The organism is Amycolatopsis sp. PS_44_ISF1 (assembly GCF_032335455.1).
In the GTDB taxonomy this organism is placed as follows: domain Bacteria; phylum Actinomycetota; class Actinomycetes; order Mycobacteriales; family Pseudonocardiaceae; genus Amycolatopsis.
Genome location: NZ_JANUXO010000002.1, coordinates 1972704 through 1988177, shown reverse-complemented (window position 1 = coordinate 1988177; position 15474 = coordinate 1972704). Strand labels below are relative to the sequence as shown.

The window sequence follows — 15474 nt, the reverse complement described above, 5'->3', positions numbered from 1 at the left end:
TTCTTCTCTCACCCAGCCGGGGTTACGGCTCAGCCGGGGTCCACCGCGGAGCGGACCCGGTCCACGAAACCGGGGCCGGACATCAGCACCTGGCTGCCGGGCGGGCGGTCCGAGGTGGCCGGGTGGGGTGAGGTCGGTGCGTCGCGGCGGTCCCGCACCACCTGTTCGCCCAGTTCTCGCAGCTCGTCGGCGCTGTGGTCCGCGCGCAGCCGGTCGACGACGCCGCGCTCGTCCTCCTTGGTGTGCCGCCGGATCGCGCGGACCAGCGCGCCGAGCAGCGATTCGAACTGCGGCTCCTGCGGTCCGGCCGCTTCCAGCCGGTGCATGAGGTCCTCGGCCTCGGCGAGCTGCCTGCTGCCCGCCGCGCCGGGCAGGTGGCGCTGCTCGGCGACGGTGTGCCGGGTGAGCGTGGCCAGCAGGTGGTCGGCCAGGTCCTTGCGGTGCTCCGGGCTGCCTTGTCCGAGGCCCAGTTCGGTGCAGAGCCGGTCCAGGATCCGGTGGTCTTCGACGAGGAGGTCGGTCAGGTCGGTGCTGCTCATGCGATCGGGGTACCCGGTCACGGAGAGGTGAATCCTCGGGTGCGGCTCACCTGGTGGTGGGTACCCCTGGGGAGGGATGCAGAGCGAGCAGAGGAGTCAATCGCATGAAGGGTCCGGCCACCGCTGTCGAACGCGAACGCAAGTACGAGCTCAGCGAGACGACCGGCATCCCGAGGCTGGTCGGGGCCGGACCGGTCCGGGGCCAGGCGGCGCCGGTCGAGCACGTGCTGGACGCCACCTACTTCGACACCCCCGGCTACGCCCTCGCCCGGGCCGGGCTCACCCTGCGGCGCCGCACCGGCGGCGAGGACGCGGGCTGGCACCTCAAGCTCCCGATCGACGCGGACACGCGTGAGGAGTTGCACATCCCCCTTGCCGCTGAAGAGTTGAAGGTGCCGAAAGCGCTGTCGCGGCTCGTACGCGCGTACACATTGGGCGCCAAGATTGGGCCGGTCGCGCACCTGAGAACCGACCGGTTCGCCCATCAGCTCACCGACGGCGACGGGCACGCCGTGGCCACGCTCACCGACGACCACGTGACCGGTGAAGCCGCCGGTGACACCGCACGGCTGGAACGGTGGCGTGAAGTGGAAATCGAGCTGGCCCCCGAAGTCGCGCCCGGGGTGCTCGACGAGCTGGAACGGGCGCTGACCGGCGCCGGCGCCCAGGTTTCGCCGTGGCCGTCGAAGCTGCGCCGGCTGATCGGGGATCGGGTGCCCACCGGCCGGAAGCCGCCGAAACGTCCCGATGCGGGCACTGTGGTCGTCGGCTATCTGCGCGAGCAGGCCGACCGGTTGCGTCAGGCGGATGTGGGCGTGCGCCGCGATTTCGACGACTCCGTGCACCAGCTTCGCGTGTGCGTGCGGAAGCTGCGGAGCGCGCTGCGCAGCTTCGAGTCCATTGTGGATGGTGATGGCACCGCTGGCCTGGTGGCCGAGCTGAAGTGGCTGGGGCAGCGCCTGGGCCCGGCTCGCGATCTCGAAGTGGCCGAGGCGCTGGTGGCGGCCGGGGTGGACCGGTTGCCGCCGGAGCTGGTGGTGGGCCCGGTGCGGCAACAGGCAACGCGATACTTCGCGCGGGAGAAGGCCGTGGCCCGGGAACGAGTCCTGGACACGCTCGACGGCGGGCGTTACCTGCGGCTGCTGCGTTCGCTCGAGGCGGTACTGACCGAGCCGCCGCTGACCGCCGCGGCGCGAAAGCCCGCGCGCAAGCGTTTGCGAAAGCCGGTGCGCCGGGCCGTGCGGAAGATGGAGCGGGCCGAGAAGGCGGCCCGCGGGCTTTCCGGCTCGGACCGGGAGAGGGCGCTGCACGAGGTGCGGAAGCGGGCCAAGCGGGTCCGGTACGCACTCGACGTGCTCCGCCCGGTGGCCGAGGTCGGGCCCTGGCGCAAGCGGGTGAAGGCCGTGCTGGCCGAGCTGGGACAGCACCAGGACGTGGTGGTCAGCCGGGAAGTGCTGTACCGGCTGGGCATCACCGGGTCCGGCGACGGCGGGAACACCTTCACCTTCGGGCTGCTGTACGGCCAGGGCAGCGGCGAGACCGCGGAACGCCGCGGAGGCTTCACGCGGGCTTGGACAGGGCTGCGCGGGAAGGAACGGCCCGGCTGGCTCTCCTGATCGTGCCCACCGGCCCGAGGCTTCGCGGGCCCGGCCGGTCGCCGGGGAAGGCCACCGCATCCGCATCCCCGGCGCCCGGCCGGTTATCCGGCTCCGGGACGCTACTTGCCCAGAGCTTCCTTCAACTCCTGCTTCGACATCTTCGAGCGGCCGTCGATGTTGCGCTGCCGGGCCTCGTTGTAGAGCTGGTCCCTGGTCGGGCCGCCCGGCCCCAGGCGGTTTCCGGCGCGCCGGCCGCCGCGGTGCTGGGGGCTGACGTCGTCGGTGGAGGTGCGGCTGGCTTCGCGGGATTCGCCGGACTGGGCCCGGTTCTTGTTCACCGTGCGGGCGGCGATCTCCTCGGCTCGATCGGTGCTCGACCCACGCTCGAGCTGGGACTCCTTGATGTGCTCGTACTGGCGCTCGCGTTTGGCGCTCCACTTCGGCTGCGGCATGAGCGGCTCCTTTCACCGAAACCCCTGGGTACCCGTTCGGTTTCGGAGGTCAAACGCGCTGGTCACGGTGGTGGTGAGCGGGCCGGATCGCCCAGCCGGCCGGGGCGGGCCGGCGGGAGGTGGCGCGGTGTCCCGCCCGGGCGACGACCGGCTGTCCCGCGGAGTGAACGCGGCTGACCCGGACCGGTGCCTTCCGGTACTCTGGACCACCAGGTCGAGAGGCGCTGCAACGGACCACCGGGTCCGCCACGCTCGGCCGGCTCGGTTCGGGAAGGGCGCCTCCGTGATCGAAACGGAGGTGTTCGATATGCCGCAGAGCCTGCGGGACCTGCTCGACGAGCGGATCGTCGTCCTCGACGGCGCTTGGGGCACGATGCTGCAGGGAGCCGGGCTCACCCCGGCCGATTACCGCGACGAATGGCTCGAAGGCCACGAGAAGGACGTCACCGGCGACCCGGACCTGCTCAACCTCACCCGGCCCGACGTGATCCTCGACGTGCACCGCCAGTACCTGGCCGCGGGCGCGGACGTGACCACCACCAACACCTTCACCGCCACCGGCATCGGCCAGGCCGACTACGGTCTGCAGGACCACGTGCGCGAGATGAACCTGCGGGCCGCGGCCCTGGCCCGTCAGGCGGCCGACGAGTTCGGCGGACGCTTCGTGGCCGGCTCCATCGGGCCGCTGAACGTCACGCTCTCGCTCTCGCCGCGGGTGGAGGACCCGGCCTACCGCGCGGTCACCTACGAGCAGGTCAAGGCCTCCTACGCCGAGCAGATCCAGGCGCTCGCCGACGGCGGGGTCGACCTGCTGCTGATCGAGACCATCTTCGACACCCTCAACGCCAAAGCCGCGATCACCGCCGCCCGCGAGGTGGCGCCGCACCTGCCGCTGTGGATCTCCGTGACGATCGTCGACCTGAGCGGCCGCACGCTCTCGGGCCAGACCGTGGAAGCGTTCTGGAGCTCCATCGCCCACGCCCAGCCGCTGGTGGTCGGCGTGAACTGTTCGCTGGGCGCGCAGGAGATGCGCCCGCACGTCGAAGAGCTGGCCAAGATCGCTGGCACCTACACCGCCTGCCACCCGAACGCGGGACTGCCCAACGCGTTCGGCGGCTACGACCAGACGCCCGAGGAGACCGGCGGCATGCTCGGCGAGTTCGCCGGCGCCGGCCTGGTCAACATCGTCGGCGGCTGCTGCGGCACCTCGCCCGGGCACATCGCGAAGATCGCCGAGGCGGTCAAGGGCCTGGCCCCGCGCGAGGTCCCCGACACCGGGCACCAGACCCGCTTCAGCGGCCTCGAGCCGTTCCAGATCGGCGCCGACACCGGGTTCGTGATGATCGGCGAGCGCACCAACGTGACCGGCTCGGCGAAGTTCCGCCGGCTGATCGAGGGGGGCGACCACCAGGCCGCCGTCGACGTCGCGCTGGAGCAGGTGCGCGGCGGGGCGAACCTGCTGGACGTGAACATGGACGCCGACCTGCTCGAGTCCGAGGAGGCGATGACCACCTTCCTCAACCTGATCGCCACCGAGCCCGAGGTCGCGCGCATCCCGGTGATGGTCGACAGCTCCCGCTGGAGCGTGCTCGAAGCCGGGCTGCGCTGCGTGCAGGGCAAGGGCGTGGTCAACTCGATCAGCCTCAAGGAGGGCGAGGGCCCGTTCCTCGAGCAGGCCCGCCGCATCCGCGACTACGGCGCGGGCGTGGTGGTGATGGCGTTCGACGAACAGGGCCAGGCCGACACCGCCGACCGCAAGGTGAGCATCTGCGGCCGCGCCTACGACCTGCTCACCCAGCAGGCCGGCTTCGACGGCGAAGACATCATCTTCGACCCCAACGTGCTGGCCGTGGCCACCGGCATCAGCGAGCACAACGGGTACGCGAAAGCGTTCATCGAGGCGCTGCCGCGGATCAAGGAGCGCTGTCCGGGCGCGCACACTTCGGGCGGCATCTCGAACCTGTCGTTCTCCTTCCGCGGCAACAACGTGGTGCGCGAGGCGATGCACTCGGCGTTCCTGCTGTACGCGGTGCGCGCGGGCCTCGACATGGGCATCGTCAACGCCGGCCAGCTCGCGGTCTACGAAGACATCCCGAAGGACCTGCTGGAGCTGGTCGAAGACGTGCTCTTCGACCGCCGCGAGGACGCGACCGACCGGCTGGTCGAATTCGCCGAGACGGTCAAGGGCAGCGGCACCAAGCGCGTGGTCGACCTGTCCTGGCGCGAGGCGCCGGTGCAGGAGCGGCTCTCGCACGCGCTCGTGCACGGCATCGTCGACTTCATCGAGGACGACACCGAGGAGGCGCGGCAGTCCTTCGAACGGCCCCTGCAGGTGATCGAGGGCCCGCTGATGGACGGCATGAAGGTGGTCGGCGACCTGTTCGGCGCCGGGAAGATGTTCCTGCCGCAGGTGGTCAAGAGCGCGCGCGTGATGAAGCGCTCGGTGGCCTACCTGGAGCCGTACATGGAGGCGGAGAAGGAGAAGATGCGGCTCGAAGGGCGCATCGACACCTCCCGCGGCCAGGGCAAGGTGGTGCTGGCCACGGTCAAGGGCGACGTGCACGACATCGGCAAGAACATCGTCGGCGTGGTGCTGGGCTGCAACAACTACGAGGTGCTCGACCTCGGCGTGATGGTGCCCGCGGCGAAGATCCTGGACACCGCGGTGGCCGAGAACGCCGACGCGGTCGGGCTGTCCGGGCTGATCACCCCGTCGCTGGACGAGATGGTCTCGGTCGCGACCGAGATGCAGCGCCGCGGCCTGAAGCTGCCGTTGCTGATCGGCGGTGCGACCACGTCCAAGCAGCACACGGCGGTGAAGATCGCCCCGGCCTACGACCACACCACGGTGCACGTGCTCGACGCCTCGCGGGTGGTCGGCGTGGTCTCCGACCTGCTCGACACCGACCGCGCCGACGTGCTCGACGCGGCGAACCGCACCGAGCAGCAACGGCTGCGCGAGCAGCACGAGAACCGGCACAGCACCCCGTTGCTGACGCTCGAGCAGGCCCGGGCCAACCGGGAGGAAGTCGCGTTCGACGAGGTGCCGGTGCCCGGCTTCACCGGCGTGCGGGTGGCCGAGCCCTCGATCGCCGAGCTGCGCGAGATGATCGACTGGCAGTTCCTGTTCCTGGCCTGGGAGCTCAAGGGCAAGTACCCGGCGATCCTCGACCAGCCCGTGGCGCGCGAGCTGTTCGACGACGCGAACACGATGCTGGACGAGATCATCGCGGACGGCTCGTTCACCGCGCGCGGCTCGTACGGCTTCTGGCCCGCGCACTCCGAGGGCGACGACATCGTGCTCGAAGGCGAGTACGCGGAGTTCGGCTTCCCCATGCTGCGTCAGCAGACGCAGAAGCCCGAAGGCCGCGCGAACCGCTGCCTGGCCGACTACATCGCGCCCGAGGGCGACCACCTCGGCGGCTTCGCGGTCGCCATCCACGGCGCCGACGAACTGGCCGCGCGGTACGAGGCCGAGCACGACGACTACCGCGCGATCATGGTCAAGGCGCTGGCCGACCGGCTGGCCGAGGCGTTCGCCGAGCACATCCACCTGGAGGCCCGGCGGCGCTGGTTCGAGCCGGACGCCCAGCCCGACCTGGCCGACCTGCACGCCGAGCGCTTCCGCGGCATCCGCCCGGCGCTCGGCTACCCGGCCAGCCCGGACCACAGCGAGAAGCGGGACCTGTTCACGCTGCTGGGCGCCGAGGAACTCGGCATCCGGCTCACCGAGTCGTACGCGATGATGCCGGCCGCGGCGGTGAGCGGGCTGATCTTCGCCCACCCCGCCTCGCGGTACTTCACCGTCGGACGGCTCGGCCGTGACCAGGTCGAGGACTACACCCGGCGGCGCGGGCTGGAGCTGGAGGAGATCGAGCGCTGGCTGCGGCCGAACCTGGCCTACTGACCCCGGTACGGCTGTTGCGGCGCGGCCTGCTGCTGCGGCACCTGCGGCTGCGAGTGGGCCTGCGGCGGCTGCGGGTGGCCCTGCTGCTGGGCCACGACCTGGTCGGCCTGCTCGCGGGTGATGCGGTTCTGCGCGCCGCAGTGCGTGCACTGGGTGAGGTACTTGACGCTGATCGGGAACAGCGGGAGGAAGAACAGCGTGAACTTCGTGACCCGCTTCAGCACGGCGTGCGCGGCCGGCCGGCCGCAGCGGCCGCAGAGGAAGGTGGCCAGCACGAGCTGGAACAGCTTCGTGCGGTAACCCCAGACGATCATTTTGCGCTCCTGTGATCGGACGATCGGGCGACAGCGTCACACAGACGCCGGGCGGCCGGGCGTGGTTCCGCTAAATCCGGGGCCGTGTGCGCCGTGGTCCGGGCCGGCCGGCGATCCGGGCTTGGGCCGGCCGCGGTGGTGCAGGCTAGGGTGTGCGGAGGTTGAGACCACAGCCTCGAGCCCCGGCCAGTACCGCGCTGGGGCTCATCTCGTTCCGCCTCGTCGCCGCGCCGCGCGCGGTGGCCGGACCGGGACACGGCCGGGGAAGGGCTGATGGTGCTGTCGAACGTGGTTCAGTCGGACACAGCTGTTCAGTCGGACAGCGCAGTTCAGTCGGACAGCGCAGTTCAGTCGGACACAGCCGTCCAGTTGGACACAGCGGAGCGAAACCCCACCCCGGTGGGCCCCGGTGGCCGGCTGGGCAGCCCGGGCTTCCGGCTGCGGCTGCTGCTGATCGAGGACGACGACGGCGACGCGCTGCTGGTCGAGGAGATGCTCGCCGACGCGATGGTCCCGGCCACGCTGTCCCGCGCGCGCACCCTGGCCGAGGCGCTGGCCGGCCCGGTCGACGCCGACTGCGTGCTGCTCGACCTCCAGTTGCCGGACGCGATGGGGCTGACCGGGCTGAACCAGCTGCGCCGCCACACCCCCGGTACCGCCGTGGTGGTGCTGACCGGGCAGAACGACGCGACGACCGGGGTCGCCGCGGTCGCCGCCGGGGCCCAGGACTACCTGGGCAAGGACCAGGTCGACGGGCTGCTGCTGGGCAAGGCGCTGCGTTACGCCTGGGAGCGCAAGCGCGCCGAGCAGGTGGAACAGCAGCTGTTGCAGCAACAGCTGCTGGCCAGCGAGAACTCGCGCCTGGAGCGCGGGCTGCTGCCGACCCCGCTGCTCGCCGACCCGCACCTGCGGCTGGCCACGAAGTACCGGCCCGGCCGCAACGGCTCGCTGCTCGGCGGCGACTTCTACGACGCCATCGAGCTGTCCGACGGCACGGTGAAGCTGGTCATCGGCGACGTCTGCGGCCACGGCCCGGACGAGGCCGCGCTGGGCGTGGCGCTGCGCATCGCCTGGCGCGCGCTGGTGCTGGCCGGGCTGCCGACGGCCGAGGTGCTGGCCACGGTGGAGCGGGTGCTGGTCCACGAGCGGATCCGGCCGCTGTTCGCCACGCTGTGCATGGTCGAGGTCGCGCCCGGCCGGGACTCGCTGCGGATGAGCCTGGCCGGGCACCCGCCGCCGCTGCTCGCGACCGCGGACGGCAGCGGGCACCTGCTGCCGGCGGACAAGCTGGGCGTGCCGCTCGGCGTGGTCCCGGACGCGCGGTGGGCCCCGCGCGACGTGGCGCTGGAGCCGGGCTGGTCGTTGCTGCTCTACACCGACGGGGTGTTCGAGGGCCGGGTCGGCGCCGGCTCCGAGCGCCTCGGCCACGAGCAGATGTCGGGGCTGGTCCTGGGGCTGCTGCGCGAGGCCGGCCCGGACGCCGACCACGGTGAGGTGCTGGACCGGCTGGTCTACCGCGTCGAGAAGCTGAACGCGGGCGCCCTCGACGACGACGTCGCCCTGGCCATGCTCAGCCACCGGTCCGCGACGCCGGCATGAGCGAAGCCAACGGGAGCGCCACCGCCGGCCGTCCGCGGATCGCGGAATCGCGCTGGCCCATCCGCCGCTGGGTCACGCTGCTGGCCGTGCTCGAAGCCACGCTGCTGCTCGCGGCCCTGGCCGGCGGCGGGATCGCGCTGGCCAACCTCACCGGCGCGCGCAGCCGGCTGCTGGACCAGACCGGGCCGCAACTGCTGCAGGCCAACGCCTTGGCCCAGTCGCTGCTCGACCAGGAGACCGGTCTGCGCGGGTATCTGCTGACCGGGCGGCGCGACTTCCTCCAGCCCTACCTCGACGGCCGCCGGGCCGAGGCCGCCTCGGTGGCCGAGCTGCGACGGCTCGGCGCCACGCCGGGCACGGAGACCGGCGACGACCTCGAAGGCACGATGCGGACGGTGACGGCCTGGCAGGAGGTGGCCGCCGCGGCGGCCCAGGACGGGGCCGCGCCGCCGACCCCGGCGGTGATCGAGAACGGCAAGACGCGGTTCGACGAGGTGCGCGCGAGCCTTTCGACGCTGAACGCGCACCTCTCGGCCGCCCGCGACGCCGGCCGGGACGCGCTCGACCGGGCGTCCCGGGTGCTCACCGCGCTGCTGATCGTGGTCGCGGCGCTCGTGCTGATCCTGTTCGGGCTGCTCTACCTGTGGCTGCGCCGCGCCATCACGCGGCCGATCGTGCGGCTGGCCCGGGAGGTGCGCCTGGTGTCGAGCGAGGACCTCGGCCACCCGGTGCGCGGCACCGGTCCGCGGGAGCTGGTGGAGCTGGGCGCGGACGTCGACGCGATGCGGCAGCGGATCGTCGACGAGGTCAGCGCGGCCGAGCAGGCGCACGCCCTGCTCGACGTCCGGACCCAGGCGCTGGAGCGGTCCAATTCCGATCTGGAGCAGTTCGCGTACGTCGCGTCGCACGATCTGCAGGAGCCGCTGCGCAAGGTGGCGAGCTTCTGCCAGCTGCTGGAACGGCGGTACAAGGGACAGCTCGACGAGCGCGGCGACCAGTACATCGCCTTCGCCGTGGACGGCGCGAAGCGGATGCAGAGCCTGATCAACGACCTGCTCTCGTTCTCGCGGGTCGGCCGGCGCACCGCCGAGCGCGAGGTGGTCGACTCCGGGCACCTGCTCGACCAGGCGCTCGCCAACCTCGAGCCGGTGATCGAGGAGACCGGCGCCCGGGTCGAGCGGGGTGAGCTGCCCGAGGTGCGCGGCGAGGCGTCCCTGCTCACCGCGGTGCTGCAGAACCTGGTGAACAACGCGCTGAAGTTCCACACCGAGCAAGCCCCGGTGGTCCGGGTCGAGGCCGAGCGGAACGGCGACCAGTGGCTGTTCTCCGTGACCGACAACGGGATCGGCATCGAAGAGCAGTACGCCGACCGCATCTTCGTGATCTTCCAGCGGCTGCACAGCAAGGCCGCCTACGGCGGGACCGGCATCGGGCTGGCCATGTCCCGCCGGATCGTCGAGCACCACGGCGGGCGGATCTGGCTGGACACCGGGTACACCGGGGGCAGCCGCTTCCGCTTCACCCTGCCCGTGGTCGACGCCGCAGCGTCCACAGTATCCACAGTGGACTCCGAAACCGCTCTTGCCACCGATCGCCGGAACGAGGAAGCATGACCGAAAGCCTTGCCCCCATCGACATCCTGCTCGTCGAGGACGACCCCGGCGACGTGCTGATGACGCAGGAGGCGTTCGAGCACCACAAGATCCGCAACTCGCTCTACGTGGTGGCCGACGGCGTCGAGGCGTTGCAGTTCCTGCGCCGCGAAGGGCCGTACGAGGACGCGCCGCGGCCCGGGCTGATCCTGCTGGACCTCAACCTGCCCCGCAAGGACGGTCGCGAAGTGCTGGCCGAGGTGAAGGCCACGCCCGAGCTGCGGAGCATCCCGGTGGTGGTGCTGACCACTTCGGAGGCCGAGGAGGACATCCTGCGCAGCTACGACCTGCACGCCAACGCCTACGTGACCAAGCCGGTGGACTTCGACCGGTTCGTCGAGGTCGTCCGCCAGATCGACGACTTCTTCGTCACCGTGGTGAAACTGCCCCGCTGAGCCGGTGGCGAGCGTGCCCGGGTTGCTGCACGATAGGGGCTTGTGACGTCTTCTTCGCGGGATGTTCCCGGCGCGCGGCTGGACAGTGGTGACCTGCAGGTCACCGTGCGCTGGCGCGGCGACGCGGTGGTGGTGGCCGTGGCCGGGGAGATCGACTTGGTCACCGCGCCGGAGTTCGACGAGGTGGTGGCCGGGGTGGTCGACCAGGGCCCGGCCGTGCTGGTGGTCGACCTGACCGGGGTGTCCTTCCTGAGCTCGGCCGGCCTGCAGGTGCTGGCCGGGGCGCACCGGCGGCTGGGGGAGCGGGGCCTGCGGGCGGTCACCCCGTCGAACGTGACCGCGCGGCCGTTCACCAGCACCGGGCTGGACACCTGGATCGGCCTGTTCCCCTCCGTCGACGCCGCGCTGGCGGCGACGCCCGGGGCGGGGGAGTGAGCGTGGCGGTCACCGACGAAGGCGCGTTCGCCCCTCTGCGCTGCGAAGGCGTCCCGGCCGAGCCCCGCGCCCTGCGCACCCTCCGGCACCGGCTCGCGGCGTGGGCACTGGCCGCCGGCATCGAGCCGGAGCTGGCCCAGGACATCGCGCTGGCCGGGTACGAGGCCCTGGCCAACGTCGCCGACCACGCGTACCGGAACGACCACGGCGGGCTGGTGGATCTCCGGGCCTCCCGTCAGCACGACCGGGTCGAGGTGGTGATCACCGACCACGGCCGCTGGCGCCCGCCGGTGACCGACTCGGCGCCGGTTTCGTTGCGCGGCCGGGGATTGATGCTGCTGCGGGCGAGCGCGGACGCGGCGGAGATCACCCCCGGCGCGGAAGGGACCGTGGTGACACTGGGCTGGAACCTGCCGGGGCCTTCGTCACGGTGACGGATTCGCCTCCGCCCGCCGGCGGAGCAGGAAGCGCTGCACCTTGCCGCTCGGGTTGCGGGGTAGGGCCGTGACGAACTCCAGCCGCCGGGGGTACTTGTACGGCGCGGCAAGGGATTTGGCGAAGTCCTGGAGCTCCGCGGCCTTGTCCGCGGACGCCGGGACCCCGTCGGCCAGCACCACGTAGGCCGCCACCACCGAGCCGCGGGCCTCGTCCGGGGCGGCGACCACCGCGCACTCCAGGACGTCCGGGTGGCGTAGCAGCACCTCTTCGACCTCCGGGCCGGCGATGTTGTACCCCGAGGACACGATCATGTCGTCGCTGCGGGCGCGGTAGTGGAAGTAGCCCTCGCTGTCGCGGACGTAGGTGTCGCCGGTGAGGTTCCAGCCGTCGTGCACGAACGCGGTCTGGCGGTCGTCGGCGAGGTAGCGGCAGCCGGTGGGGCCCTGCACCGCGAGGCGGCCCGCGGTGCCGTCCGGGACCGGGCGGCCGTCCTCGTCGAGGATGCGGGCGCGGTAACCCGGCACGACCCGGCCGGTGGAGCCCGGGCGCGCGTCGCCGTCCGCGGCGGAGATGAACACGTGCAGCATCTCGGTGCTGCCGATGCCGTCGATGAGCCGGCGCCCGGTCGCGTCGTGGAAGTCGACGGCCACCGCGGCGGGCAGCGCCTCGCCCGCCGACACCGCGCGCCGCAGTCCGCGCAGCAGCGGCCGCCGGTCGGAGGCGAGGATCGCGCGGTACGCGGTGGGCGCGGTGAACAGCACCGTGACCCCGTGCGCGGCGGCCAGCTCGGCCAGCTCCAGCGGCGTGGCCCGCTCGATCAGCAGCGTGGCCGCGCCCGCGTGCAGCGGGAACACCAGCAGGCCGCCGAGCCCGAAGGTGAACGCCAGCGGCGGCGTGCCGGTGAACAGGTCCTCCGGCTCCGGTTTGAGCACGTGGCGCGAGAAGGTGTCGGCGATGGCGAGCAGGTCGCGGTGGAAGTGCTGGGTCGCCTTCGGCCGGCCCGTGGTGCCCGAGGTGAAGGCCAGGATGGCCACGTCGTCCGCGGCCGTGGCCACGTCGTCGAAGACCGGTGGCTGCCCGGCGCAGCGGACGGCGAGGTCTTCGGGCGAGTCGCCGCCGTAGGCGAGCACGGGCAGCTCGAACGCCCCCAGTTCGCCGGTGTAGCGGTGGTCGGCCAGCGCGAGCGCCGGGGAGGCGGCGTCGATGATCTTGGCCAGCTCGTGCGCGCGCAGCATCGGCATGGTCGTCACGGCCACCGCACCGGCTTTGAGCACCCCCAGCCAGCACGCGGCCAGCCACGGCGTGTTCGGCCCGCGCAGCAGCACGCGGTTGCCGGGCACCACTCCCAGCCCGGCCAGCGTGCCGGCCACCTGGTTCGCGCGGGCCAGCAGTTCGCCGTAGCTCCAGGTGAGGTCCGCGGACACCAGGGCCCGGCGCTCGGCCCCCCACCGCCCGACGGCGCCGTCGAGCAGCCGGGTCGCCGCGTTGAGCCGGTCCGGGTAGACCAGCTCGGGCCGGTCGAAGACCAGCTCCGGCCACTGCCCGGCGGGCGGCAGGCGGTCCCGGCAGAAGGTGTCCACGTGGGCACTGGGCGAGAGCGGCACAGGTGACCTCGCTTCCGGTGACGGCCGTCACCAGAACGCCACTGTAATGCTTTTTACGATCGCAAGGAAGACGCGACAGCGACTCCGGCCGTCCGCCCGGGACCGGGCTCGTGTCGGCCGGGAATCCCGGCCGACACGAGCCCGGTTTTCGTTGCGGGATAACGAATCGGTGCCCGACGGGGCGGTGGCTCAGGAGCGCGCGTCGAGGTACTGCGGGTCCGGCGGCGGGATCGGGGTGTCCGGCTGGCCGTCGAGCAGGGTGGACATCGCGTGGAAGTACGGCGGGGCGGCGACGGTGCCACCGAACGCGCCGTGCCCGCAGTTGCCCAGGTGCACCGGGTTGCCCGGGCAGATCTCCTCGGGGTGCGGGCCGTCGGCGAACACCATCGACGAGACCGCGTAGTCGTTCACCCCGCCGACGAACGCGACGGACTCGCTCTCCTGGGTGGTCCCGGTCTTGCCGATGTCGGGGCGGGTCCACCCGGCGTTGCGCGCCGCCGAGGCCGAGGTGCCGATGGTGGTGTCCTGGCTCAGCCCGCTCATCAGCGTGTCGGCCACGCCCTTCGGGATCACCTGTTCGCAGGCCGGCTGCTTGAGCGCCACCGGCTTCCCGTTCCGGTCGGTGACCGACAGGATCGGGTCCGGGGCGCACCAGGTGCCGCCGCTCATCAGCGTGGCCGAGACGTTCGCCATCTCCAGCGGGCTGACCGGGCTGTTGCCCAGGGTGAACGAGAGCAGGTTCTGGAAGTACTGCGACTGCGGCTGGTCGTACTGCGGGTTCTTCGACAGTGCGTTGCCCGGGTCGGTGATCGGCGGGTTGCCCGCGTCGTTGGTGGCCATCGTGGCGCGCAGCCCCAGCTTCCGGGCCATGTCCAGCACCGCGGGCATGCCGACCTGGGTCTCCAGGTTGACGAAGGCGACGTTCGGCGAGGTGGCCAGCCCGTTCGCGACCGTGATCGGGTCCGGGTAGCTGGTGCCGTCGTTGCTCACCGGGTAGCAGTGGGTGAACTGGTTCGAGTTCGGCGGGGTGAAGCAGTTGCTCATCGGGTTCGGCACCGGGGTGTTCAGCCCGGCCTTGCCCGCCACCATCGCCGCGGCCGTGGTGAAGATCTTGAACGAGGACCCGGCGCCGAACTTGTTGCTCGCGTCGGCCACGATGTTCGTGGACGTCTCGCCCTGCGCCGGGTCGGTGCCGTAGTTGCGGTTCGCCACCATCGCGAGCACCTGGTGCCCGGTGGTGCCCGGCTGGACCACGGCGAAGGTGTTGGCGACCCCGTCCTGGGTGGTCGGCACGTTCGCGTCGACCGCGTCCTTGGTCACCTGGCTCACGTGCGGGTCGAGCGTGGTCTTCACGACGTAGCCGCCGGTGTCGACCTGGTCGGGGGTCAGCCCGGACTTCTCCAGGTAGCTCACCGCGTAGGCGCAGAAGAACCCGGCGTCCGGCCCGGCGCCCATGCAGGTGCTCGCCGGGGTCTGCGGGTGGGTGCCGCTCACCCCGAGCGGGGTCGCCTTGGCCGCGGCGGCGTAGCCGGCGGGCAGGGAGCGGGCCGAGACCATGGCGTCGATGACCACGTTGCGGCGTTTGAGCGCCTGGTCCGGGTGCGTGTACGGGTTGTAGACACTGGGGTTGTTCACCATGCCGGCCAGCAGCGCGGCCTGCGGTACGGTCAGTTTGTCCGCGGTGGTCCCGAAGTACGCTTGCGCGGCGGCGCCGATGCCGTAGACGGTGCCGCTGTACTCGACCACGTTCAGGTAGTCGGCGAGCACGTCGTCCTTCGACACGGTCTGGCTCACCTGCACGGCCATCTTGGCCTCGCGCAGCTTGCGCGCCAGCGAATCCTCGCGGTCCTGCGCCTGCGCGTTCCGGTTCCCCCGGTCCACCACGTTGATCAGGTAGTTCTTCACGTACTGCTGGGTGATCGTCGAGGCGCCCTGGATGTTGCCGCCCGAGCTGTTGTTGACCGCCGCGCGCAGCATGCCCTGCGGGTCGACGCCGCCCTCGGTGTAGAAGCGGCGGTCTTCGATGTCGACGATCGCGGCCTTCATCGTGGCGGCGATCTGGGCCGAGGTGACCGGAACGCGGTATTGCGAGTACAAAGTCGCGATCGTCCCGCCGTTGCGGTCGGTCACGGTGGTCACCAGGGGCGGATCCGCGTGGGCCAGATCGGCGGAGATCTCGTCGACCGAGTCACTGACCTGATTGGACAGGACCCCGGCGCCGATCGCCACCGGGGCCATGGTGCCGGCGACCAGGATCCCGGCCAGCACGCACAGTCCGACGAACGGGGCCATCCCCTTGCTGCGAGCCACGGACGCCACGTTAGGACCACCGGGGTGAGACGGGGGTGGGGTGAGACGTTTCTTTCATCGGGTCAACCTTCCCAGCGGAGCAGAGGCTGCGCCGAGCGCGATCGCCGACGCACCCGGTAGGACGCCGAAGCCCGGCCCGAGGTTGGCCGGCGGCCGATCCGCGGCCCGCCCGGGGGTGCCCACCGGCCCGCCTGGGCCGGGCCCCTCGCGCCGCGGATTCACCGGATCGTG

12 protein-coding genes are annotated in these 15474 nt (G+C 71.8%); 7 read left to right on the top strand and 5 right to left on the bottom strand.

Features of this window, described 5'->3' with window-relative positions; translation table 11 throughout:
* Positions 1–29 precede the first annotated feature (29 nt).
* On the bottom strand, positions 30–539 hold the full coding sequence (locus NYF13_RS23195) for a hemerythrin domain-containing protein (protein WP_315659621.1): 510 nt from the start codon (positions 537–539) through the stop codon (positions 30–32).
* A 104-nt stretch (positions 540–643) separates the two neighbouring features.
* On the opposite strand from NYF13_RS23195, the gene NYF13_RS23190 reads away from it, so the two are divergent.
* Positions 644–2155, top strand: coding sequence for a CYTH and CHAD domain-containing protein (locus NYF13_RS23190; protein WP_315659619.1), 1512 nt, complete (start codon positions 644–646; stop codon positions 2153–2155).
* Positions 2156–2256: 101 nt separating this feature from the next.
* On the opposite strand, the gene NYF13_RS23185 is transcribed toward NYF13_RS23190, so the two are convergent.
* Positions 2257–2589: a plasmid stabilization protein gene (locus tag NYF13_RS23185; protein WP_315659617.1), complete on the bottom strand. Its 333-nt coding sequence runs from the start codon at positions 2587–2589 to the stop codon at positions 2257–2259.
* A 307-nt stretch (positions 2590–2896) separates the two neighbouring features.
* Between NYF13_RS23185 and metH the strand changes: the two genes are divergently transcribed.
* Positions 2897–6496, top strand: coding sequence for a methionine synthase (gene metH, locus NYF13_RS23180; protein ID WP_315660396.1), 3600 nt, complete (start codon positions 2897–2899; stop codon positions 6494–6496).
* Here metH and NYF13_RS23175 read toward each other — a convergent pair.
* Positions 6490–6810, bottom strand: coding sequence for a zinc-ribbon domain-containing protein (locus tag NYF13_RS23175; protein WP_315659614.1), 321 nt, complete (start codon positions 6808–6810; stop codon positions 6490–6492). The genes metH and NYF13_RS23175 overlap by 7 nt on opposite strands.
* A 399-nt stretch (positions 6811–7209) precedes the next feature.
* On the opposite strand from NYF13_RS23175, the gene NYF13_RS23170 reads away from it, so the two are divergent.
* The 5 genes from NYF13_RS23170 to NYF13_RS23150 are packed head-to-tail and all read left to right on the top strand — an operon-like array spanning position 7210 to position 11325.
* A complete protein-coding gene (locus tag NYF13_RS23170; RefSeq protein WP_315660395.1) occupies positions 7210–8409 on the top strand; it encodes a SpoIIE family protein phosphatase in 1200 nt (399 codons plus the stop codon).
* On the top strand, positions 8406–10022 hold the full coding sequence (locus tag NYF13_RS23165; RefSeq protein ID WP_315659611.1) for an ATP-binding protein: 1617 nt from the start codon (positions 8406–8408) through the stop codon (positions 10020–10022). Before NYF13_RS23170 ends, NYF13_RS23165 begins: the two co-directional genes overlap by 4 nt.
* Positions 10019–10456, top strand: a complete 438-nt coding sequence (locus NYF13_RS23160) for a response regulator (protein ID WP_315659609.1) — start codon at positions 10019–10021, stop codon at positions 10454–10456. The genes NYF13_RS23165 and NYF13_RS23160 overlap by 4 nt, the downstream gene beginning before the upstream one ends.
* 42 nt (positions 10457–10498) lie before the next feature.
* Positions 10499–10891 (top strand): STAS domain-containing protein, encoded by a 393-nt coding sequence (locus tag NYF13_RS23155; RefSeq protein ID WP_315659608.1) that lies wholly within the window; start codon positions 10499–10501, stop codon positions 10889–10891.
* A gap of 2 nt (positions 10892–10893) precedes the next feature.
* On the top strand, positions 10894–11325 hold the full coding sequence (locus NYF13_RS23150; protein WP_315659606.1) for an ATP-binding protein: 432 nt from the start codon (positions 10894–10896) through the stop codon (positions 11323–11325).
* Here the strand turns inward: NYF13_RS23150 and NYF13_RS23145 are convergent.
* Both NYF13_RS23145 and NYF13_RS23140 read right to left on the bottom strand, forming a co-directional pair.
* Positions 11317–12933: an AMP-binding protein gene (locus tag NYF13_RS23145; protein WP_315659604.1), complete on the bottom strand. Its 1617-nt coding sequence runs from the start codon at positions 12931–12933 to the stop codon at positions 11317–11319. The two genes, NYF13_RS23150 and NYF13_RS23145, sit on opposite strands and share 9 nt — an antisense overlap.
* A 189-nt stretch (positions 12934–13122) precedes the next feature.
* A complete protein-coding gene (locus NYF13_RS23140; RefSeq protein WP_315660394.1) occupies positions 13123–15225 on the bottom strand; it encodes a transglycosylase domain-containing protein in 2103 nt (700 codons plus the stop codon).
* Positions 15226–15474 lie beyond the last annotated feature (249 nt).

Excerpts from the sequence above, each read along its gene's own strand:
- NYF13_RS23160 (WP_315659609.1), top strand. The coding sequence starts at position 10,019 with ATGACCGAAAGCCTTGCCCCCATCGACATCCTGCTCGTCGAGGACGAC.
- NYF13_RS23175 (WP_315659614.1), bottom strand. The coding sequence starts at position 6,810 with ATGATCGTCTGGGGTTACCGCACGAAGCTGTTCCAGCTCGTGCTGGCC.
- NYF13_RS23195 (WP_315659621.1), bottom strand. The coding sequence starts at position 539 with ATGAGCAGCACCGACCTGACCGACCTCCTCGTCGAAGACCACCGGATC.
- NYF13_RS23140 (WP_315660394.1), bottom strand. The coding sequence starts at position 15,225 with ATGGCCCCGTTCGTCGGACTGTGCGTGCTGGCCGGGATCCTGGTCGCC.
- NYF13_RS23165 (WP_315659611.1), top strand. The coding sequence starts at position 8,406 with ATGAGCGAAGCCAACGGGAGCGCCACCGCCGGCCGTCCGCGGATCGCG.
- NYF13_RS23185 (WP_315659617.1), bottom strand. The coding sequence starts at position 2,589 with ATGCCGCAGCCGAAGTGGAGCGCCAAACGCGAGCGCCAGTACGAGCAC.
- NYF13_RS23190 (WP_315659619.1), top strand. The coding sequence starts at position 644 with ATGAAGGGTCCGGCCACCGCTGTCGAACGCGAACGCAAGTACGAGCTC.
- metH (WP_315660396.1), top strand. The coding sequence starts at position 2,897 with ATGCCGCAGAGCCTGCGGGACCTGCTCGACGAGCGGATCGTCGTCCTC.